This window comes from Streptococcus mitis (assembly GCF_047464945.1).
In the GTDB taxonomy this organism is placed as follows: Bacteria; Bacillota; Bacilli; order Lactobacillales; family Streptococcaceae; genus Streptococcus; species Streptococcus mitis_EA.
In genome coordinates, this window is record NZ_JASHAX010000005.1 from 21,544 (window position 1) to 42,403 (window position 20,860).

Annotated in this window: 17 protein-coding genes; 13 read left to right on the forward strand and 4 right to left on the reverse strand. The window is 35.9% G+C overall.

Annotation, left to right across the window (positions count from 1 at the left end):
- The first annotated feature begins 106 nt into the window (after positions 1–106).
- Complete coding sequence (locus QM424_RS06935) at positions 107–2,833, forward strand: YhgE/Pip family protein (protein WP_414393857.1); 2,727 nt, start codon at positions 107–109, stop codon at positions 2,831–2,833.
- Between the two features lie 26 nt (positions 2,834–2,859).
- On the opposite strand, the gene QM424_RS06940 is transcribed toward QM424_RS06935, so the two are convergent.
- Both QM424_RS06940 and QM424_RS06945 read right to left on the reverse strand, forming a co-directional pair.
- Complete coding sequence (locus QM424_RS06940) at positions 2,860–5,403, reverse strand: YfhO family protein (protein WP_414393859.1); 2,544 nt, start codon at positions 5,401–5,403, stop codon at positions 2,860–2,862.
- A gap of 61 nt (positions 5,404–5,464) precedes the next feature.
- The gene (locus QM424_RS06945; protein ID WP_000958772.1) at positions 5,465–7,087 is read right to left on the reverse strand and encodes an ATP-binding cassette domain-containing protein; all 1,623 of its coding nucleotides are present in this window, start codon (positions 7,085–7,087) and stop codon (positions 5,465–5,467) included.
- A 205-nt stretch (positions 7,088–7,292) separates the two neighbouring features.
- Here QM424_RS06945 and trpS point away from each other — a divergent pair, with 205 nt between their 5' ends.
- Positions 7,293–8,318: a tryptophan--tRNA ligase gene (trpS, locus tag QM424_RS06950; RefSeq protein ID WP_296174175.1), complete on the forward strand. Its 1,026-nt coding sequence runs from the start codon at positions 7,293–7,295 to the stop codon at positions 8,316–8,318.
- A gap of 151 nt (positions 8,319–8,469) precedes the next feature.
- Complete coding sequence (guaB, locus tag QM424_RS06955) at positions 8,470–9,948, forward strand: IMP dehydrogenase (RefSeq protein WP_261194051.1); 1,479 nt, start codon at positions 8,470–8,472, stop codon at positions 9,946–9,948.
- Positions 9,949–9,998: 50 nt separating this feature from the next.
- On the opposite strand, the gene recF is transcribed toward guaB, so the two are convergent.
- Positions 9,999–11,096, reverse strand: coding sequence for a DNA replication/repair protein RecF (gene recF / locus QM424_RS06960; protein ID WP_414393862.1), 1,098 nt, complete (start codon positions 11,094–11,096; stop codon positions 9,999–10,001).
- Positions 11,097–11,098: 2 nt separating this feature from the next.
- Positions 11,099–11,467 carry a S4 domain-containing protein YaaA gene (yaaA, locus tag QM424_RS06965; protein ID WP_261194066.1) on the reverse strand — a complete coding sequence of 123 codons (369 nt, stop codon included), beginning with the start codon at positions 11,465–11,467 and terminating at the stop codon, positions 11,099–11,101.
- A gap of 158 nt (positions 11,468–11,625) precedes the next feature.
- On the opposite strand from yaaA, the gene yfmF reads away from it, so the two are divergent.
- The 10 genes from yfmF (at position 11,626) to pcsB (ending at position 20,683) form a co-directional block, all read left to right on the forward strand.
- A complete protein-coding gene (gene yfmF / locus QM424_RS06970) occupies positions 11,626–12,876 on the forward strand; it encodes an EF-P 5-aminopentanol modification-associated protein YfmF (RefSeq protein ID WP_414393865.1) in 1,251 nt (416 codons plus the stop codon).
- On the forward strand, positions 12,873–14,156 hold the full coding sequence (gene yfmH / locus QM424_RS06975) for an EF-P 5-aminopentanol modification-associated protein YfmH (protein ID WP_414393867.1): 1,284 nt from the start codon (positions 12,873–12,875) through the stop codon (positions 14,154–14,156). Before yfmF ends, yfmH begins: the two co-directional genes overlap by 4 nt.
- A gap of 41 nt (positions 14,157–14,197) precedes the next feature.
- Entirely contained in the window at positions 14,198–15,040 is an 843-nt protein-coding gene (gene rodZ / locus QM424_RS06980; protein ID WP_414393869.1) for a cytoskeleton protein RodZ, read from the forward strand.
- 10 nt (positions 15,041–15,050) lie between these two features.
- On the forward strand, positions 15,051–15,596 hold the full coding sequence (pgsA, locus tag QM424_RS06985) for a CDP-diacylglycerol--glycerol-3-phosphate 3-phosphatidyltransferase (protein WP_414393871.1): 546 nt from the start codon (positions 15,051–15,053) through the stop codon (positions 15,594–15,596).
- Positions 15,593–16,420 carry an energy-coupling factor ABC transporter ATP-binding protein gene (locus QM424_RS06990; RefSeq protein WP_414393873.1) on the forward strand — a complete coding sequence of 276 codons (828 nt, stop codon included), beginning with the start codon at positions 15,593–15,595 and terminating at the stop codon, positions 16,418–16,420. The genes pgsA and QM424_RS06990 overlap by 4 nt, the downstream gene beginning before the upstream one ends.
- On the forward strand, positions 16,405–17,244 hold the full coding sequence (locus tag QM424_RS06995; protein WP_414393876.1) for an energy-coupling factor transporter ATPase: 840 nt from the start codon (positions 16,405–16,407) through the stop codon (positions 17,242–17,244). Before QM424_RS06990 ends, QM424_RS06995 begins: the two co-directional genes overlap by 16 nt.
- Entirely contained in the window at positions 17,237–18,031 is a 795-nt protein-coding gene (locus QM424_RS07000; RefSeq protein ID WP_261066431.1) for an energy-coupling factor transporter transmembrane component T family protein, read from the forward strand. The genes QM424_RS06995 and QM424_RS07000 overlap by 8 nt, the downstream gene beginning before the upstream one ends.
- 58 nt (positions 18,032–18,089) lie before the next feature.
- Positions 18,090–18,908 (forward strand): rod shape-determining protein MreC, encoded by an 819-nt coding sequence (gene mreC, locus QM424_RS07005; protein WP_414393878.1) that lies wholly within the window; start codon positions 18,090–18,092, stop codon positions 18,906–18,908.
- Positions 18,908–19,402, forward strand: a complete 495-nt coding sequence (gene mreD, locus QM424_RS07010; protein ID WP_414393880.1) for a rod shape-determining protein MreD — start codon at positions 18,908–18,910, stop codon at positions 19,400–19,402. Before mreC ends, mreD begins: the two co-directional genes overlap by 1 nt.
- 93 nt (positions 19,403–19,495) lie before the next feature.
- Positions 19,496–20,683: a peptidoglycan hydrolase PcsB gene (gene pcsB, locus QM424_RS07015; protein WP_414393882.1), complete on the forward strand. Its 1,188-nt coding sequence runs from the start codon at positions 19,496–19,498 to the stop codon at positions 20,681–20,683.
- Positions 20,684–20,860 lie beyond the last annotated feature (177 nt).

A 20,860-nucleotide genomic window follows, 5' to 3' on the forward strand; every position in this document is an offset into this window, starting at 1 on the left:
TAGACTATATGTCTAAAAATGGATTTTTTATCTTGTAATTTAGATTTTTTATTGTATAATCTATTATATCAAAATTTTAGACAATATGTTTAAAAAAGGAGAAACTATGTTTAAAGAATGGAAAGCAATTTTTAAAAAACCAACTTTTATTATTGTCATGATAGGGATTTCTCTTATTCCCGCTCTGTACAATATCATATTTTTATCCTCAATGTGGGATCCATATGGTCAAGTGTCTGACTTACCTGTGGCAGTTGTCAATAATGATAAAGAGGCTTCCTATAATGATAATACTATGGCAATAGGAAAAGACATGGTGTCCAATTTAAAAGAAAATAAAACCTTGGATTTTCATTTTGTCAGTGAAGAAGAAGGTAACAAGTGTCTAGAAAACGGTGATTATTATATGTTAGTCACTTTGCCAAGTGACTTGTCTGAAAAAGCAGCTTCTATTTTAACGGATCATCCAGAGCAAATGCAAATTGATTATCAGACTTCAAGTGGTCATAGCTTTATTGCCAGCAAGATGAGTGATTCTGCAATGACACAATTAAAGCAGAATGTCTCTACCAATGTAACCGAGACCTATACCAAAGCTTTATTTAACAAAATGATCGATTTAAAGGATGGCATGAGTCAAGCAGCTTCAGGTAGTGAAAAATTAACTGATGGAGCGAATCAATTAGTGACAGGAAGTCAAACATTAACTACCAACCTGCACTCTTTAGCAGATTCAAGTTTAACATTTTCAAATGGAACGGAGCAGTTTACTAAAGGATTATCCTCTTATGTCTCTGGTGTTGAACAACTTCATCTTGGCTTAGGGAATTTTAATAGTGGTTTAGTTACATATACTGGTGCAGTGAGTCAATTAGATAGCGGATTAGGTCAATTATCTTCTAAAAGCCCTGAATTAGTGAGGGGAATTAATCAATTATCTTCTAAAAGTCCTGAATTAGTAAGAGGAATCAATCAATTATATACTGGTGTAGAATCCTATACCGGCGGTGTTTCTCAGCTTAATGCAGGTCTTACTCAATTTTCATCTGGTGTTAGTGCCTATACAAATGGAGTGGGAAATCTTGCAACAGGTGCGAGTCAGTTATCTAATCAATCAGCTACCCTTCGAATGGGGGTGGAGCAATTAAGTGAAGGGATTCAACAACTTTCTAGTAAGTTAGATGCTTCGTCTGGGCAAAAAGATCAAATTAATCAATTATCTTCTGGTCTGAATCAGTTAAATCAAGTTATTCAAAATATTGATGTTGGAGATACAAAACAGTTAGATTCTGTTTTATCAAGTATAGTATCTCTTTCTAATCAAATGCTAGTAAGTGCTCAGTCTGAAAAAGCAACTACATTAGCCAATATTCAATCAACAGCAGCTTATCAATCCTTGACAAGTGAGCAACAAGCTGAGATAAGTGCTTCTGTATCTCAAAATTCGACTGATAGTATTCAATCGGCTCAGTCAATTATAGCTTTAGTACAAGGTTTACAGGGAAGTTTAGAAAACTTACAAAATCAATCTTCAAATCTTTCGACGTTAAAAAATCAAGCTAATCAAGTATTACCGCTTGCTTCTACTTCTTTGACAGGATTGTCAAGTGGATTAACAGAGATACAAGGAGCTGTTACTAGCAAATTAGTTCCTGCCAGTCAGTCAATTGCATCAGGTGTAAAGGCATATACTATAGGTGTTGATAAAGTTTCTCAGGGTGCAAGTCAACTAAGTGAAAAAAATTCCACCTTGACAGGTAGTTTGGATCAACTAGTTTCAGGCTTAAACACCTTGACACAAAAATCTTCTAGCTTGACAGCAGGAGTTGGTCAATTAGCTAAAAAAACTCCAGAATTAGTATCTGGTATTGAAAAATTAGCTAAAAAAACTCCAGAATTAGTATCTGGTATTGAAAAATTATCAACTGGCTCTAACCAATTGAATCAAAAGAGTCAAGAATTAATGGCAGGAGTTGATAAATTACAATCAGGATCTGGTCAATTAGCTGACAAATCCAGTCAGTTAATTTCAGGTGCTTCTCAATTAGAAAGTGGAGCTAATAAATTGGCAGATGGAGCTGGGAAACTAGCAGAAGGTGGAACAAAGTTAACTTCTGGATTGGAAGGTTTACAGACAGGAGCTGCTTCTTTAGGACAAGGACTAAGTAATGCTAGTGATCAACTTAAATCAGCATCAACGGAATCTAAAAATGCAGAGATTTTGTCAAATCCACTCAATCTTTCCAAAACAGACAATGACCAAGTTCATGTAAATGGAATCGCAATGGCTCCTTATATGATATCAGTTGCTCTCTTTGTTGCAGCAATATCAACGAATATGATCTTTGCGAAGCTGCCTTCAGGACGTCATCCAGAGAGTCGTTGGGCTTGGTTGAAATCTCGAGCAGAAATAAATGGTATTATAGCTGTTTTGGCAGGAATTTTGGTATATGGAGGAGTTCATCTTATTGGTCTAACGGCTAATCATGAGATGAGAACATTTATTCTCATTATCCTAACAAGTTTAGTATTCATGTCCATGGTGACTGCTTTAACAACATGGAATAGCCGTATAGGAGCTTTCTTTTCTCTTATTTTGCTTTTATTACAGTTAGCATCAAGTGCAGGTACTTATCCACTTGCTTTGACAAATGATTTCTTTAGAGCCATCAATCCTTGGTTACCAATGAGTTATTCAGTTTCTGGATTACGACAAACAATCTCTATGACAGGAAATATTCATCATCAAGTCATTTTCCTTGCCGTTATATTAGTACTATTTATTTGTTTAGGTATGCTAGCCTATCAACCTAAGAAAATGGAAGAATATTAAAAAAATCGACCAATTGGTCGATTTTTTTATGTCTTAGATGACTTTCGTCTGTGATTATAGATTCCAAATAGTAAGAGAGAAGTAAAGGAACAAATTGCTCCAGTAATAAAACCATTGGGAATAAAGGAAAGTGTAATAGTTCCTTTTCCCTTAGAAACGTCAACTTTCATAAAGCCAGTTTGAGCTTGTTTAATCTCTATTTTCTTACCATCTTGGTAGGCAGACCAACCTTTGTCATAAGGAATGGTGAAGAAAATAGATGTATCTTGTTGAACATCATATGTAGCAAAGACCTTGTTTTTAGAAGTTGATACTGTGACAGGTTGTTCTTTAATTTTTTGAATTGCCTCGGTGAAAGTGTTGATATCTAAACGATAGAAGGTAGGAGATTCAAATGATACTTGTGAATTTCCAGGGAAACTAACATGAATATTGAAAGTTTTTTTCTCTTTAGTATAGCCTAGATTAAAGAAGGAGAAGACATTATCAGTTGTAAAAGTTTTCTTTTCTCCATTTACAAGGATGTCAACCTTCTTTTGTTTATCATTAGAAAAGTGAAGATTTGTGAAAGAAAGATAAACTTGGCTGTTTTCTGGTACTTCAATTTGATACTGGATTGCTGCATCCTCATTTGAAGAACTTGTAACACTAATCAAATCATCGGTATTTTCAGTTTTTTCATAATGTATTGGAGAAAAATAATCAAAATCAACGTTAGCAAGTTGATTTAAAAACGAGGCCTGATTATCCAAAGTGTGTTCATTGAACTTGACATCATTGTAAACAGATTGACTAGCAAAGGCAATCGGAAGGGAGTATTGATTTTCATATAGGGTAAGATTATCTTTTTGATATACATCTTGGAAACCATACTTATCAATAGGATTTTCTGAGATATTGTACTGGATGCCAAATAAACTATCAGCCAAAATACTATTATTTGCATAGCGTAGATTGAGATTAGTCCCAGAGGATTTAAACCCAAGTTTATCCAAAGTAGAGCTTGCTGAACGATTTCGAACAGAAGAAAATTGAGATATTCCATTGTAGTTGAATTTCATACTGTCATTTCCTGTCTGAGTCTCTAGTTTCTCAGTACGAGTAAATGAATTCCCAATATATGTTGAGAAAGATTCCATAGCTGGGATATCTCTACTATATGCACTTCGAGAAGCAAATCCCCATTCCTTAGCAATTCCGTCTATTTGAGATGAAGCATTTAAACTCATTTCAACCATTATAAATAAAGAGATTAGAATGGCAAATAGATTTACAGAGATAAACTTTTTGATAACTGCAAGGAGTAAGAGAGAATAGACAACCAAAAATTCAATAGTCAGTAGAATATTCAAATTTGTTAAAAAAGAATAATATGATTTTAGATAGATGGTAGCTAAAAATCCTGTTACTACAAGAAAAAGCGAAACTAAAAAGTTCCAGATTTTAATTTCTCTCAGACGATTTAAGACTTCCGCCGCTGTGTAAATTAACAAGGTAGAGAAAATCCAAGCATAGCGATGTAAAAACATGTTTGGAGTATGCATGCCTTGCCAAAATAAATCAAGAGCTTCTATATAAAAGCTTGCAATTAGAAATGTAAAGAAGATTGCATAGATAAGTTTCACGTGAAACTTAATAGATTTCAGCGTAAAAAATAAAATGGTCAAAATAAAGGGAAGTAGTCCAACAAAAATCATTGGGATAGCCCCATACTTGGTTGTATCAAAGGAACCGATGAATTGCTTAGCAAAGAGATCAAGATACCAGCTACTTTCAGTTTGAAACTTTGTAACTTCAGTTAATTTTTCTCCATGTGTCTGTAAATCAAATAGAGTAGGAAGAGTCAGAATCAAACTAGCCATACCAGCTAAAAAGGAGATAACTATGAAATCAAGAACAGATGATTTTCGAGTCTTAAAGTCCCAAGAAATTTGGCAGAGATACCAGAAAATAAGAAACAATGCTGTCATATAGCCAAAATAATAGTTTTGGATAAATAAGATTGACAGACTTGTAAAGTACAATAGGAATTTCTTTTCAGTGATAAGTAGCTGTAAACCAGTTATAATTAAAGGAATCAAGATAAAAACATCTAGCCAGGTTTTTATCTCTAATTGACTGACAGTGAAACTCATCAGAGCATAGGAAGTAGATAAAGCTAGTTTTAAAGGCTTAGGAATCGATTGAAATAATTTATTTAAACTAAAGTAAGTTGACAAACCAATCAATCCAAATTTTAAGAGAGTTGTCAGATAGACAGCATCTGGCATATTAGTTAGATCAAAAAAGTAAACTAGAGGTGAAAGGAAACTTCCCAAGTAATAACTAGATAGGGCATAGAAATTCAATCCGAGGCCACTTGTAAAGGTGTAGAACAAACTACCATTTCCGTGTAGGATATTTCTTAGAGCTATATCAAAAATAACGTATTGATGAAACCCATCTCCTAATAGTGGAGATGTATCGCTGTTCCAGTAGATACCTTGAGATAGATATACTCCTATCATCATGATTATGGGAATGATGAAAGAAACAAAATAGATCCAATATGTTTTAAAAAATAATTTCATATTACCTCATAAAATGTTAGAAAACTCAGCTGGTTAACCCAACTGAGTTTTGAAGTTTTATTTAGTCTTTCCAAAGTTCTTTAACTTTTGCTTGTACTTCTGCATTTTCTAGGAATTCATCATAGGTTTCATCGATACGATCGATGACGCCATTTTTAGACAAGACAATGATATGGTTAGCTAGAGTTTGAATAAACTCGTGGTCATGGCTGGCAAAGATGATTGATTCTTTAAAGTTTTTCAATCCATCATTCAAGCTTGAGATAGATTCCAAGTCCAAGTGATTGGTTGGATCATCGAGGACAAGCACATTTGATTTCAAGAGCATGAGTTTTGAAAGCATGACACGGACTTTTTCTCCCCCTGACAAGACGTTTACAGGTTTGTTAACTTCATCTCCAGAGAAGAGCATACGGCCGAGGAAACCGCGTAGGAAAGTATTGTCATCTTCTTCTTTACTTGCAAATTGACGCAACCAGTCAAGAATTGATTCTCCCCCTGCGAAATCAGCTGAGTTATCTTTTGGCAGGTAAGATTGACTAGTTGTAACTCCCCACTTGACAGTTCCTTCATAGTCAATATCTCCCATGATTGCACGAATTAATGCAGTCGTTTGGATATCATTTTGTCCAATAAGAGCTGTCTTATCACCTGGACGCAAGATAAAGCTGATATTATCTAAAATAGTTTCACCATCAATCTTTACAGTTAGATTTTCTACTGTCAAGAGATCATTACCGATCTCACGTTCTGCTTTAAAGTTAATAAATGGATATTTACGACTAGATGGAACAATCTCTTCTAGCTCAATCTTATCAAGCATTTTCTTACGTGAGGTTGCTTGTCTTGATTTAGAAGCATTGGCAGAGAAACGAGCAACGAATTCTTGCAATTGCTTAATTTTTTCTTCTGCTTTGGCATTACGGTCGGCTAGCAATTTAGCAGCAAGCTCAGAAGATTCTTTCCAGAAGTCATAGTTTCCGACATAGAGTTTGATTTTTCCAAAGTCAAGGTCGGCCATGTGGGTACATACTTTATTCAAGAAGTGGCGGTCATGGGATACTACGATAACTGTATTATCAAAGTCAATCAAGAAGTCTTCTAGCCAAGTAATAGATTGGATATCCAAACCGTTAGTAGGCTCGTCCAAAAGAAGAACATCTGGTTTACCAAAAAGTGCTTTGGCGAGGAGAACCTTTACTTTCTCACCATTGGCCAATTCGCTCATATTTTGGTAGTGCAATTCTTCTGGAATGTTTAGGTTTTGAAGTAGTTGAGAGGCTTCACTCTCTGCTTCCCAACCTCCAAGCTCGGCAAACTCTCCTTCAAGTTCGGCAGCACGCACTCCGTCCTCATCTGAGAAATCTTCCTTCATGTAGATAGCATCTTTTTCCTTCATGATGCTATAAAGTTTTTCATTTCCCATGATAACGACATCAATGGCACGTTCATCTTCATAGTCAAAGTGATTTTGACGAAGAACAGAGAGACGTTCATCTGGACCAAGAGAGATGTGACCAGTAGTAGGTTCGATATCTCCAGCTAAAATTTTTAAAAAGGTTGATTTTCCGGCACCATTAGCACCGATTAATCCGTAAGTATTTCCTTCTGTAAATTTGATATTGACATCATCAAAAAGTTTGCGATCACTAAAACGTAGTGAAACATCAGATACTGTAAGCAATGTTTTTCTCCTATATGTGTAATATATTTATTCTACTAGAAAATACAGAAATATTCAAATTTTTATTTGTCAATTTTGTGTAAATTAGATTTACAGCATACTTTACACAAATCCGTAAATAGCAAGGTTGATTTATTTTTATAAATTGCAGTTATTTCATTAAAAAAATGCTATAATTGAAGGGACCATATCGAAGGAGAACAAAATGACTAAACCCATTATTTTAACAGGAGACCGTCCAACAGGAAAATTGCATATTGGACACTATGTTGGAAGTCTCAAAAATCGAGTATTATTACAGGAAGAGGATAAGTATGATATGTTTGTGTTCTTGGCTGACCAACAAGCCTTGACAGATCATGCTAAAGATCCTCAAACAATTGTAGAGTCCATCGGAAATGTGGCTTTGGATTACCTTGCAGTTGGATTGGATCCAAGTAAATCAACTATCTTTATTCAAAGCCAAATTCCAGAATTAGCTGAGTTGTCTATGTATTATATGAATTTGGTGTCATTAGCACGTTTGGAGCGTAATCCAACTGTCAAGACAGAAATTGCTCAGAAAGGATTTGGAGAAAGCATTCCGACAGGATTCTTGGTCTATCCAATAGCTCAAGCAGCTGACATCACAGCTTTTAAGGCTAATTATGTTCCTGTTGGGACAGATCAGAAACCAATGATTGAGCAAACTCGTGAAATTGTTCGTTCGTTTAACAATGCATATAATTGTGATGTCTTGGTAGAGCCGGAAGGTATTTATCCAGAAAATGAGAGAGCAGGGCGTTTACCTGGTTTAGATGGAAATGCTAAAATGTCTAAATCACTTAATAATGGTATTTATTTAGCTGATGATGTGGATACTTTGCGTAAAAAAGTAATGAGTATGTATACAGATCCCGATCATATCCGCGTTGAGGATCCAGGTAAGATTGAGGGCAATATGGTTTTCCATTATCTAGATGTTTTTGGTCGTCCAGAAGATGCTCAAGAAATTGCTGAAATGAAAGAACATTATCAACGAGGTGGTCTTGGTGATGTGAAGACTAAGCGTTATCTACTTGAAATATTAGAACGTGAACTGGGTCCTATTCGTGAGCGCCGTATCGAATTTGCTAAGGATATGGGAGAAGTTTATAATATGCTTCAAAAAGGTAGTGAAAGAGCGCGTGAAGTTGCAGGTCAAACCCTATCTGAGGTTAAAGGAGCAATGGGACTTCATTACTTTAACTAAGTTTATTTTACAAGAAACTATCATTTCTATCTTGAAGAAAAGATAGTTTTTTATTTACCCCTGTAACATTTGACAAATTTTTATAGAATGGTATGATAGATACAATATAAAAAGAGTCAAGCTCAAAAAGAAAGAAAAGAGGAAACTTCGAATGTCTAATTGGGACACTAAATTTTTGAAAAAAGGTTTTACCTTTGATGATGTATTGCTTATTCCAGCTGAAAGTCATGTGTTGCCTAACGATGCAGATTTAACAACTAAATTGGCAGATAATTTGACTTTAAATATCCCAATTATTACCGCTGCCATGGACACAGTTACAGAGAGTCAAATGGCCATTGCTATTGCTCGTGCAGGCGGTCTCGGAGTTATCCATAAAAACATGTCAATTGCTCAACAAGCAGAAGAGGTTCGTAAGGTAAAACGTTCTGAAAATGGAGTTATTATTGATCCCTTCTTCTTGACGCCTGAACATACAATTGCTGAAGCAGATGAGCTTATGGGGCGTTACCGCATCAGTGGTGTTCCAGTTGTTGAAACACTTGAAAATCGTAAATTGGTTGGTATTTTGACAAACCGAGATCTTCGTTTTATTTCAGACTATAACCAACCAATCTCAAATCATATGACTAGTGAAAATCTTGTTACTGCTTCTGTGGGTACAGATCTTGCAACAGCTGAGAGTATTCTTCAAGAACACCGTATTGAAAAGCTTCCTTTGGTAGATGAAGAAGGTCGTCTTTCTGGTTTGATTACTATCAAAGATATTGAAAAAGTTATTGAGTTTCCAAATGCTGCTAAAGATGAGTTTGGTCGTCTACTAGTTGCAGGTGCAGTAGGTGTTACTTCAGATACATTTGAACGTGCAGAGGCTCTTTTTGAGGCAGGAGCGGATGCGATTGTTATTGATACTGCACATGGTCATTCTGCAGGTGTCTTGCGTAAAATTGCTGAGATTCGTGCTCACTTCCCAGATCGTACTTTGATTGCTGGAAATATTGCTACTGCTGAAGGTGCACGTGCCCTTTATGAAGCAGGTGTAGACGTTGTCAAGGTTGGTATTGGGCCAGGTTCAATCTGTACAACTCGTGTGATTGCTGGTGTCGGTGTTCCGCAAGTAACAGCTATCTACGATGCTGCAGCTGTTGCGCGTGAATATGGTAAAACGATCATTGCTGACGGTGGAATCAAGTATTCTGGAGATATTGTAAAAGCCCTTGCTGCAGGTGGAAATGCAGTTATGCTTGGATCAATGTTTGCTGGAACTGATGAAGCTCCAGGAGAAACTGAAATCTTCCAAGGACGTAAGTTTAAGACTTACCGTGGTATGGGATCAATTGCTGCTATGAAGAAAGGTTCAAGCGATCGTTACTTTCAAGGTTCTATCAATGAAGCAAACAAACTTGTTCCAGAAGGAATTGAAGGTCGTGTTGCTTATAAAGGTGCGGCAGCTGATATTGTCTTCCAAATGATTGGAGGTATTCGCTCTGGTATGGGTTACTGTGGTGCAGCTAACCTTAAAGAACTACACGATAATGCTCAATTTATTGAAATGTCTGGTGCTGGTTTGAAAGAAAGCCACCCTCACGATGTACAAATTACTAATGAGGCACCAAATTATTCTATGTAAAAAACAATGAAAAGAACTCCCGTGGAAATAGGAGTTCTTTTACAATATTGTCAAGTTTTATTTACAATAACTTTACCATCCTGAATAGTGAAGACACTTAGATTTTCTGGCAGATTTTGAAGATGGTCTAAGCTTGTTGTTGTGATAAAGGTTTGGATTGAATGAGAAATCGTTTCTAATAATTTTAGTTGTCTAGTGTTGTCAAGTTCGCTCATAACATCGTCAAGCAATAATATCGGAGATTCTGTAGTAATGCTTTCCATTAACTCGATTTCTGCTAATTTTATCGAGAGGACGAGACTACGATGTTGGCCTTGACTTCCGAAACTAGTATCCATCCCATTTATATAAAAAGAAATGTCATCTCGATGAGGACCGACACCAGTATTCTTTTTAAATAAATCTCTGGACCTACTTTTTTCTAAAGCAATTTTGAAAGATTCTGATAAGTCTTCTTTGTCAGTTATCTTGACAGAAGATTGATAGGATATTGACAACTCTTCAATCTGATTAGAGAGTTCAAAATGTTTCTTACGACCAAATGATTCTAGTTTTTTTATGAAATCTAAGCGGTGATTCATTACACGACATCCATAATCAACTAGCTGATCATCTAACACTGAAAGGAATGTTTCATCTATTTTTTGAGTTGATTTTAGGTAAGTGTTTCTTTGCTTTAGGATGTGGTTATAATTGGTTAAGTCAGATAAATAGATGGGCTTGATTTGTCCAAGTTCCATATCAATGAATTTTCGTCGAACCGAAGGTGATCCTTTAATTAGTTGTAAATCTTCAGGAGCAAATAAGACAACATTCATGTGTCCTACATAATCTGAAAGGCGTGCCTGTTTTAAGTGATTAACTTTTGTTACACGGCCTTTTTGTGTTAGTTCGATTTCTAGAGGAATGGATCCAGTTTTTTTCTGAACGAGACCTGAAAGATGAAGTTGTTCCTCATCAAAATGAATGAGATTTTTATCTGTTCGAGTTCGATGACTACGCGTTAAGGCTAAAAAATAGATAGCCTCTAACATATTTGTTTTACCTTGTGCATTACGTCCTAAAAAGATATTTAATTTAGGATTAAAATCTATTTTCGTATCTTTGTAGTTACGAAAAGTTTTGAGAGATAGGTTTTGTAGCCACATGATTATCTACCAGGGAATCGCGGAGCTTGTTTGTTTTTAGGTGCTGAAGTAGGTTTCGATTTGTCTTTTTTAACTCCCTTATTCATCTCTTTGACAAGTTTAGCGATTCGTTCTTTTTCAACTTTATCAGCTTGGTATTCCTCTTGTTCTTCAGAAGTAGGTTGTGTCAATAAGATGTCAATGTTCATGTCAGGTATGTCAATTTTATCATCAATGCGAAGTTTTTTACCACGACGACTCTCTAATTCCCCATTAAAGTAAACAGAATGTTCAGAGAGAAATGATTTGATAGCTCCTCCGCTATGTGTAATTCCAAGTTCTTTGAGTAGTGCTTGGAGAGTAATAAATTCTTCAAATAATTTGTATTCCATAATTCACCTCAATCTTTGGTATTATACCATATTTTCCTAAAAATAGTGAGAGAAACAGGGAGAAATGTAAGCGATTTTTATTTCAAAAGTGTTACAGAGAACAAGAAAATTTCAGGTTTTCGTGATATAATAGAAGTCTGTATATAAGGAGGTAAATCATGGAGTTAGTGCATGGAATTTCAACACATTTTATCCAATCAAAGAAGTTTAAAACAAACAAAATCACCGTGCGTTTTACCGCTCCATTATCTCTTGATACGATTGCAGGTCGCATGTTGAGTGCGAGTATGCTAGAGACTTCTAACCAGATGTATCCTACTTCTCAAGCTTTGAGAAGACACTTGGCCAGTCTATATGGTACAGATATGTCAACCAATTGTTTTAGAAGAGGGCAAAGTCATATTGTAGACTTGACATTTAACTATGTTCGTGATGAGTTTTTAAGTAAGAAAAATGTGCTAACTTCTCAGATTTTGGAACTAGTAAAAGAGACTCTTTTCTCACCCGTGGTAGTTGATAATGGATTTGATCCAGCCTTATTTGAAATTGAGAAAAAGCAATTGTTAGCAAGTTTAGCAGCTGATATGGATGATTCTTTTTATTTTGCACATAAAGAATTAGATAAATTACTTTTTCATGATGAACGTCTCCAATTGGAATACAGTGATTTACGAAATCGTATTTTAGCTGAAACTCCACAAAGTTCTTATTCTTGTTTCCAAGAATTTTTGGCCAATGATCGAATAGATTTCTTTTTCTTAGGTGATTTTAATGAGGTCGAAATTCAAAATGTATTAGAATCATTTGGCTTTAAAGGTCGAAAAGGAGATGTGAAGGTTCAGTATTGTCAACCTTATTCCAATATCCTACAAGAAGGTATGGTTCGGAAAAATGTGGGACAATCCATTTTAGAGTTGGGCTATCATTGCTCTGTTGAATATGGTGATGAGCAACATTTACCCATGATTGTAATGAATGGTTTACTTGGTGGATTTGCTCATTCTAAACTATTTACAAATGTCCGTGAAAATGCTGGATTGGCTTATACTATTTCAAGTCAGCTCGATTTATTTAGTGGATTCTTGAGGATATATGCTGGTATCGATCGAGAAAATCGGAACCAGGCTCGTAAAATGATGAATAATCAACTGCTTGATTTAAAAAAAGGATATTTTACAGAACTTGAGTTAGAGCAGACCAAAGAAATGATTCGTCGGTCTTTATTACTTTCTCAAGATAATCAAGGTTCATTGATTGAACGTACTTATCAAAATGCCTTACTTGGAAAATCCTCAGCAGACTTTAAAAGTTGGATTGTAAAACTCGAGCAAGTTGACAAAGATGCTATTTGTAGAGCAGCTAATAATGTGAAACTACAAGCGATTTACTTTATGGAAGGAATAGAATGACAAAGGTTGTTTTTGAAGAAAAATACTATCCAGCTGTAAAAGAAATAGTTTATCGGACTCGTTTGTCAAATGGATTGACAGTAGCTCTTTTGCCTAAAAAGGAATTTAAAGAGGTTTACGGGAGTGTAACTGTACAATTTGGTTCGGTAGATACGCTTGTCACAGAAGTTGACGGAGATGTAAAAGAATATCCTGCAGGAATTGCTCATTTTCTTGAACATAAATTATTTGAGAGAGAAGATGCTAGCGATTTGATGTCAGCTTTTACGAGTCTAGGTGCAGATAGTAATGCCTTTACAAGCTTTACAAAAACAAGCTATCTTTTTTCAGCAACGGATCATTTTTTAGAAAATTTAGAGTTACTTGATGAATTGGTAACATCAGCACATTTTACTGAAGATTCCATTTTAAGAGAGCAGGATATTATTCAGCAAGAACGAGAAATGTATCAAGATGACCCAGATTCGTGTTTATTCTTTTCAACTTTAGCGAATTTGTATCCTGGTACACCTTTAGCAACTGATATAGTTGGAAGCGAGGAGTCCATTTCCCAAATCAATCTAACTAATTTGCAAGAAAATTTTACAAGATTTTACGAACCTGTAAATATGTCTCTGTTTTTAGTTGGTAATTTTGATGTGGAAAGAGTACAGGACTATTTTGAAAGCAAAGAACTGAAAGATTTAGATGTTCAGGATGTAGCAAGAGAAAAGTTTGTTTTACAGGCTGTAAAGCAAACAGACAGTATGAGAATGGAAGTATCTTCTCCTAAACTAGCGATTGGGATTAGAGGTAAGCAAAAAGTTGCTGAAGCGGATTGCTATCGACATCATATTTTATTAAAATTATTGTTTGCAATGATGTTTGGTTGGACTTCGGATCGTTTTCAAAAGTTATATGAATCAGGTAAAATAGATGTTTCCTTATCTCTTGAAATTGAAGTAACAAGTCGTTTTCATTTTGTTATGTTGACAATGGATACGAAAGAGCCAGTTGCTTTATCTCATCAATTTAGGAAGGCCATTCGTAATTTTACAAAGGATTTAGATATTACAGAGGATCATTTAGATATTATAAAAAGAGAGATGTTTGGAGAATTTTTCAGTAGCATGAACTCTCTTGAATTTATTGCAACGCAATATGATGCTTTTGAACATGGTGAGACAATTTTTGATTTACCAAAGATTTTACAGGAAATTACTTTAGAGGATGTCCTTGAAGCAGGGCATCATTTAATAGATGAAGGGGATATAGTTGATTTTACAATATTCCCATCGTAGTAACCTATCATAATAGACACTAGAAAGAAGGGATGACAAGTATGAGGAAAAAAACAATTGGTGAGGTTTTACGATTAGCTAGAATCAATCAGGGATTGAGTTTAGATGAATTGCAGAAAAAGACAGAAATCCAGTTAGATATGTTGGAAGCAATGGAAGCAGACGATTTCGATCAACTTCCAAGTCCTTTTTACACGCGTTCTTTCTTGAAAAAATATGCATGGGCTGTTGAGTTAGATGATCAAATTGTTTTGGATGCTTATGATTCGGGGAGTATGATTACTTATGAGGAAGTAGATGTTGATGAAGATGAGTTGACAGGTCGTAGACGTTCAAGTAAGAAAAAGAAGAAAAAAACATCCTTTTTACCTTTATTTTATTTTATCCTTTTTGCTTTATCGATTTTAATTTTTGTGACCTATTATGTTTGGAACTATATTCAAACTCAACCAGAGGGGCCTTCTCTTTCTAATTACAGTGTGGTTCAATCAACAAGCTCAATAAGTTCAACTAGCTCTGTTCCCCACTCCTCAAGTAGTAGTTCATCTAGCAGTTCTTCTAGTATAGAATCAGCTATAAGTGTATCAGGCGAAGGAAATCATGTAGAAATCACTTATAAGACAAGTAAGGAAACAGTTAAATTGCAATTGGCAGTTTCAGATGTTACAAGTTGGGTCAGCGTTTCAGAAAGCGAACTTGAGGGCGGTGTAACCTTATCGCCAGAGAAGAAAAGTGCAGAAGCAACAGTTGCAACTAAAAGTCCTGTAACAATTACGTTAGGTGTTGTAAAAGGTGTTGCTTTGACAGTAGATAATCAGACTGTTGATTTATCGAAATTAACAGCTCAGACTGGACAAATCACTGTAACCTTTACTAAAAATTAAGGAAAAACGAATGAAAAAAGAACAAATTCCCAATCTCTTAACAATAGGTCGGATTCTCTTTATACCTATTTTTATCTTTATTTTAACGATAGGAAATTCGATAGAGAGTCATATAGTGGCAGCTATTATCTTTGCTGTTGCCAGTATTACCGACTATTTAGATGGATATTTAGCTCGTAAATGGAATGTGGTCAGTAATTTTGGTAAATTTGCAGATCCTATGGCGGATAAGTTACTAGTTATGTCGGCTTTTATTATGTTGATTGAGTTAGGTATGGCTTCGGCTTGGATTGTTGCAGTAATCATCTGTCGTGAGTTGGCTGTTACAGGTTTAAGGCTGTTACTGGTTGAAACTGGCGGGACAGTTTTAGCAGCAGCAATGCCTGGAAAAATTAAAACTTTCAGTCAGATGTTTGCGATTATTTTCTTGCTATTACATTGGACTTTGATTGGTCAAGTTCTACTTTATGTAGCCTTATTTTTCACTATCTACTCTGGCTATGACTATTTCAAGGGTAGTGCCTATGTATTTAAAGGGACACTTGGTTCGAAATGAAATCAATAATTGATGTAAAAAATCTTTCCTTTCGCTATAAGGAAAATCAGAAATATTACGATGTGAAGGATATTACGTTTCACGTGAAACGTGGAGAATGGCTTTCGATTGTAGGGCATAATGGTAGTGGTAAATCAACGACGGTTCGATTAATTGATGGCTTACTGGAAGCAGAATCTGGAGAGATTGTAATTGATGGCCAACAGTTGACTGAGGAAAATGTTTGGGATATACGTCGTCAAATAGGTATGGTTTTTCAAAATCCAGACAATCAATTTGTTGGAGCGACTGTTGAAGATGATGTTGCTTTTGGTTTGGAAAATCAGGGACTTTCTCGTCAAGAAATGCAAAAGAGAGTGGAAGAAGCTCTGGATTTGGTTGGCATGTTGGACTTTAAAAAGAGAGAGCCAGCGCGTCTATCAGGTGGCCAAAAGCAACGTGTGGCCATTGCAGGTGTTGTAGCCCTAAGACCATCTATTTTAATTCTAGATGAAGCGACAAGTATGTTGGATCCTGAGGGTCGTAGAGAACTGATTGAGACAGTAAAAGGAATTCGGAAAGACTATGATATGACGGTCATTTCCATTACACATGATTTGGAAGAAGTTGCCATGAGTGATCGTGTGTTGGTCATGAAAAAAGGGTCAATTGAATCAACTAGTAGTCCAAGGGAGCTTTTCTCTCGAAATGATTTGGATCAAATTGGATTAGACGATCCTTTTGCCAATCAATTAAAACATTCTTTGAGCCAGAATGGCTATGATTTACCTGAAAATTATTTGACAGAAAGTGAGCTAGAGGATAAGCTATGGGAATTGCTCTAGAAAATGTGAGTTTTACATATCAAGAAGGGACTCCCTTAGCTTCAACAGCTTTGTCAGATGTTTCTTTGACGATTGAGGATGGTTCTTATACGGCCTTAATTGGGCATACAGGTAGCGGGAAATCAACTATTTTGCAACTCTTAAATGGTTTATTGGTGCCAAGTCAAGGAACTGTACGAGTTTTTGATACCCTAATCACCTCGAATTCTAAAAATAAAGATATTCGTCAAATTAGAAAACAGGTTGGCTTGGTATTTCAGTTTGCTGAAAATCAGATTTTTGAAGAAACGGTTTTGAAAGACGTTGCTTTTGGACCGCAAAATTTTGGAGTCTCTGAAGAAGATGCGGAGCAGATTGCGCGTGAGAAACTGGCTCTGGTTGGAATTGATAAATCACTTTTTGATCGCAGTCCGTTTGAGCTATCAGGTGGACAAATGAGACGTGTCGCCATTGCAGGCATACTTGCCATGGAACCAGCTATATTAGTCTTAGATGAACCCACAGCAGGCCTAGATCCCCTGGGAAGAAAAGAGCTGATGAATTTGTTCAAAAAACTCCACCAGTCAGGGATGACTATTGTTTTGGTAACGCATTTGATGGATGATGTGGCTGAATATGCGAATCAAGTCTATGTGATGGAAAAGGGACGTTTAGTGAAGGGTGGTAGACCAAGTGATGTCTTTCAAGATATTGTCTTTATGGAAGAAGTTCAGTTGGGAGTACCTAAAATTACAGCTTTTTGTAAACGATTGGCTGATAGAGGCGTGTCATTTAAACGATTACCTATTAAGATAGAGGAATTCAAGGAGTCGCTAAATGGATAGTATGATTTTGGGGCGTTATATCCCAGGGGATTCGATAGTTCACCGATTGGATCCACGCAGCAAATTACTGGCTATGATGCTACTGATTTTGATCGTTTTTTGGGCTAATAATCCCTTGACGAATCTAATTCTTTTTATAGCGACAGGGATATTTATTGCCTTGTCAGGAGTATCTCTTTCATTTTTTATTCAGGGCTTGAAATCTATGTTTTTCTTGATTGCCTTCACAACTATTTTTCAACTGTTTTTCATTTCTAATGGGAATGTTTTATTTGAATTTTCGTTTATGAGAATCACAGATTATGCTTTGCAACAAGCTGGGATTATTTTTTGTCGCTTCGTATTGATTATTTTCTTTTCAACTTTGTTAACCTTAACGACCATGCCCTTAAGTTTGGCATCAGCTGTCGAAGCTTTGTTAGCGCCTTTAAAGCGTGTGAAAGTTCCAGTTCATGAAATTGGTTTGATGCTGTCTATGAGTTTGCGTTTTGTTCCGACCTTGATGGATGATACGACGCGGATTATGAATGCACAGAAAGCACGTGGAGTGGATTTTGGTGAAGGAAGCATCGTTCAAAAGGTGAAGGCTATGATTCCCATTTTGATTCCTCTTTTTGCGACAAGTTTAAAACGTGCAGATTCCTTGGCTATCGCCATGGAAGCGCGTGGTTATCAGGGTGGAAAAGGCAGAAGTCAATACAGACAATTGAAATGGACTCGAAAGGATACGCTGACCATTCTTGTTATTATCATACTTGGTTGTTGCTTATTTTTCTTAAAATCTTAGTAGCTTTCAGGAATTGATAAAAAGTTACTGTAACAGTTTTTGATATAAAGGTAGGGATATGAACCGTTTTAAAAAATCAAAATATGTCATTATTGTTTTTGTCACTGTTCTGCTTGTGTCGGCTCTCTTAGCGACGACTTATTCAAGTACAATTGTGACAAAATTAGGAGATGGAATCTCATTGGTTGATAGAGTTGTGCAAAAACCTTTTCAGTGGTTTGATTCTGTCAAATCAGATTTGGCTCATTTAACACGAACATACAATGAAAATGAAAGTTTGAAGAAACAGATTTACCAATTAGAAGTTAAATCAAATGAGGCGGAAAGTTTAAAGACGGAAAATGAACAACTGCGCCAATTGCTTGATATGAAGTCCAAATTGCAAGCTACAAAGACTTTAGCAGCAGATGTTATTATGCGTTCTCCGGTATCTTGGAAGCAGGAATTGACCTTAGATGTAGGTAAATCAAAAGGGGCTTCTGAGAACATGTTAGCTATTGCAAATGGTGGCTTGATTGGGAGTGTTTCAAAAGTAGAGGAGAACTCTACTATAGTCAACCTTCTGACAAATACGGAAAATGCTGATAAGATTTCTGTTAAAATTCAACACGGCACTACCACAATTTATGGAATTATTGTTGGCTACGACAAGGAAAATGAAGTTCTTAAAATTAGTCAATTAAATAGTAATAGCGATATTAGTACAGGCGATAAGGTGACAACGGGTGGATTAGGAAACTTTAACGTTGCGGATATTCCTGTTGGTGAAGTGGTTGCCACAACGCATAGTACAGACTATTTGACACGAGAAGTAACTGTTAAATTGAGTGCAGATACTCATAATGTAGATGTGATAGAATTAGTGGGGAATTCATAATGAGACAGTTGAAGCGGGTTGGAGTGTTTTTATTGCTTCCTTTCTTTGTTCTAATTGATGCCCATATTAGCCAGCTTCTGGGCTCATTTTTCCCCCATGTACATTTGGCTAGTCATTTTCTGTTTTTATTTCTCTTATTTGAGACGATAGAAGTATCAGAGTATTTCTACCTAGTCTATTGTTTTGTGATAGGCTTGGTTTACGATGTTTACTTTTTCCATCTAATAGGGATTGCAACTCTATTATTTATCTTACTGGGAGCCTTTCTTCATAAATTGAATAGTGTTATTTTATTGAATCGTTGGACAAGAATCTTGGCTATGATTGTTATGAGTTTTCTATTTGATATGGGAGCTTATCTCTTTGCATTAGCGGTAGGTTTAACTCTAGATAGTCTGCCGATTTTTATCGTTTATAGCCTAGTACCATCCATGATTTTAAATCTTGTGTGGATGCTTATTTTTCAGTTTATTTTTGAAAGATATTATCTATAAGAAAGAAACAAAAATGTAACAAAGGCGTAATATTCATTAGGCCTTTTTTTGGTATACTAGTATTGTCTTTAAAAGAAGGAGTATCTACGTAATATGAAGAAAAAAATCTTAGCGTCACTTTTATTAAGTACAGTAATGGTTTCTCAAGTAGCTGTTTTAACAACTGCGCATGCAGAAACGACTGATGACAAAATTGCTGCTCAAGATAATAAAATTAGTAACTTAACAGCGCAACAACAAGAAGCTCAAAAACAAGTTGACCAAATTCAGGAGCAAGTATCAGCTATTCAAGCTGAGCAATCTAACTTGCAAGCTGAAAATGATAGATTACAAGCAGAATCCAAAAAACTTGAGAGTGAGATTACAGAACTTTCTAAAAACATTGTATCTCGCAATGATTCTTTGGAAAAACAAGCTCGTAGTGCTCAAACAAATGGAGCTGCAACTAGCTACATCAATACGATTGTAAATTCAAAATCAATTACAGAAGCTATTTCACGTGTTGCAGCAATGAATGAAATTGTATCTGCTAACAACAAAATGTTGGAACAACAAAAAGCAGATAAAAAAGCAATTTCTGAGAAGCAAGTGGCAAACAATGACGCAATTAATACAGTAATTGCAAATCAACAGAAATTGTCTGATGATGCGCAAGCTTTAACAACGAAACAAGCTGAGTTGAAGGCTGCAGAATTAAATCTTGCTGCTGAAAAAGCGACAGCAGAAGATGAAAAAGCAAGTTTGCTAGAGAAAAAAGCAGAAGCAGAAGTAGCAGCAAAAGCAGCAGCAGAGGCAGAAGCAGCTTACAAGGCAAAACAAGTAAGTCAACAACAAACAGTTGTTGCTTCTGGAAATACGACTTTTGCAGCACAGGTTCAAGCTGTAGCTTCTTCGGAATCAGCAACATATACTCCTGTGGCAGTCAAACAACGCCCAACATACAGTACAAATGCTTCAAGCTATCCAATTGGAGAATGTACATGGGGAGTTAAAACATTAGCACCTTGGGCTGGAGACTATTGGGGTAATGGAGCACAGTGGGCTACAAGTGCAGCAGCTGCAGGATTCCGTACAGGTTCAACACCTCAAGTTGGTGCGATTGCATGTTGGAATGATGGTGGATATGGACACGTAGCAGTAGTTACAGCTGTTTCATCATCAACAAGTATTCAAGTATCAGAATCAAATTATGCAGGTAATCGTACAATTGGAAATCACCGTGGATGGTTCAATCCAACAACAACTTCTGAAGGTTTTGTTACATATATTTATGCAGATTAATTCACAGAGGGACTCGAATAGAGCCCTCTTTTTCAGGTTTTACCGTGACAATCCCTATTAAAAATTATATCAAAACAGCTTGAAAATATTGGAAAAGTATGGTAAAATGAAAATTGTCGTGTGAACGATAATACTCATTCTTGATGAATTGTGAAGCAGTTGCCCTTGGGTCGTTTT

What these genes read in the sequence shown, in the direction of transcription:
- QM424_RS07000 (WP_261066431.1), top strand. Translation starts at nt 17,237, where the DNA reads ATGGATAGTATGATTTTGGGGCGTTATATCCCAGGGGATTCGATAGTT.
- QM424_RS06995 (WP_414393876.1), top strand. Translation starts at nt 16,405, where the DNA reads ATGGGAATTGCTCTAGAAAATGTGAGTTTTACATATCAAGAAGGGACT.
- yfmF (WP_414393865.1), top strand. Translation starts at nt 11,626, where the DNA reads ATGGAGTTAGTGCATGGAATTTCAACACATTTTATCCAATCAAAGAAG.
- pgsA (WP_414393871.1), top strand. Translation starts at nt 15,051, where the DNA reads ATGAAAAAAGAACAAATTCCCAATCTCTTAACAATAGGTCGGATTCTC.
- QM424_RS06940 (WP_414393859.1), bottom strand. Translation starts at nt 5,403, where the DNA reads ATGAAATTATTTTTTAAAACATATTGGATCTATTTTGTTTCTTTCATC.
- yaaA (WP_261194066.1), bottom strand. Translation starts at nt 11,467, where the DNA reads ATGGAATACAAATTATTTGAAGAATTTATTACTCTCCAAGCACTACTC.
- recF (WP_414393862.1), bottom strand. Translation starts at nt 11,096, where the DNA reads ATGTGGCTACAAAACCTATCTCTCAAAACTTTTCGTAACTACAAAGAT.
- QM424_RS06990 (WP_414393873.1), top strand. Translation starts at nt 15,593, where the DNA reads ATGAAATCAATAATTGATGTAAAAAATCTTTCCTTTCGCTATAAGGAA.
- guaB (WP_261194051.1), top strand. Translation starts at nt 8,470, where the DNA reads ATGTCTAATTGGGACACTAAATTTTTGAAAAAAGGTTTTACCTTTGAT.
- QM424_RS06935 (WP_414393857.1), top strand. Translation starts at nt 107, where the DNA reads ATGTTTAAAGAATGGAAAGCAATTTTTAAAAAACCAACTTTTATTATT.
- trpS (WP_296174175.1), top strand. Translation starts at nt 7,293, where the DNA reads ATGACTAAACCCATTATTTTAACAGGAGACCGTCCAACAGGAAAATTG.
- pcsB (WP_414393882.1), top strand. Translation starts at nt 19,496, where the DNA reads ATGAAGAAAAAAATCTTAGCGTCACTTTTATTAAGTACAGTAATGGTT.
- rodZ (WP_414393869.1), top strand. Translation starts at nt 14,198, where the DNA reads ATGAGGAAAAAAACAATTGGTGAGGTTTTACGATTAGCTAGAATCAAT.
- mreD (WP_414393880.1), top strand. Translation starts at nt 18,908, where the DNA reads ATGAGACAGTTGAAGCGGGTTGGAGTGTTTTTATTGCTTCCTTTCTTT.
- yfmH (WP_414393867.1), top strand. Translation starts at nt 12,873, where the DNA reads ATGACAAAGGTTGTTTTTGAAGAAAAATACTATCCAGCTGTAAAAGAA.
- mreC (WP_414393878.1), top strand. Translation starts at nt 18,090, where the DNA reads ATGAACCGTTTTAAAAAATCAAAATATGTCATTATTGTTTTTGTCACT.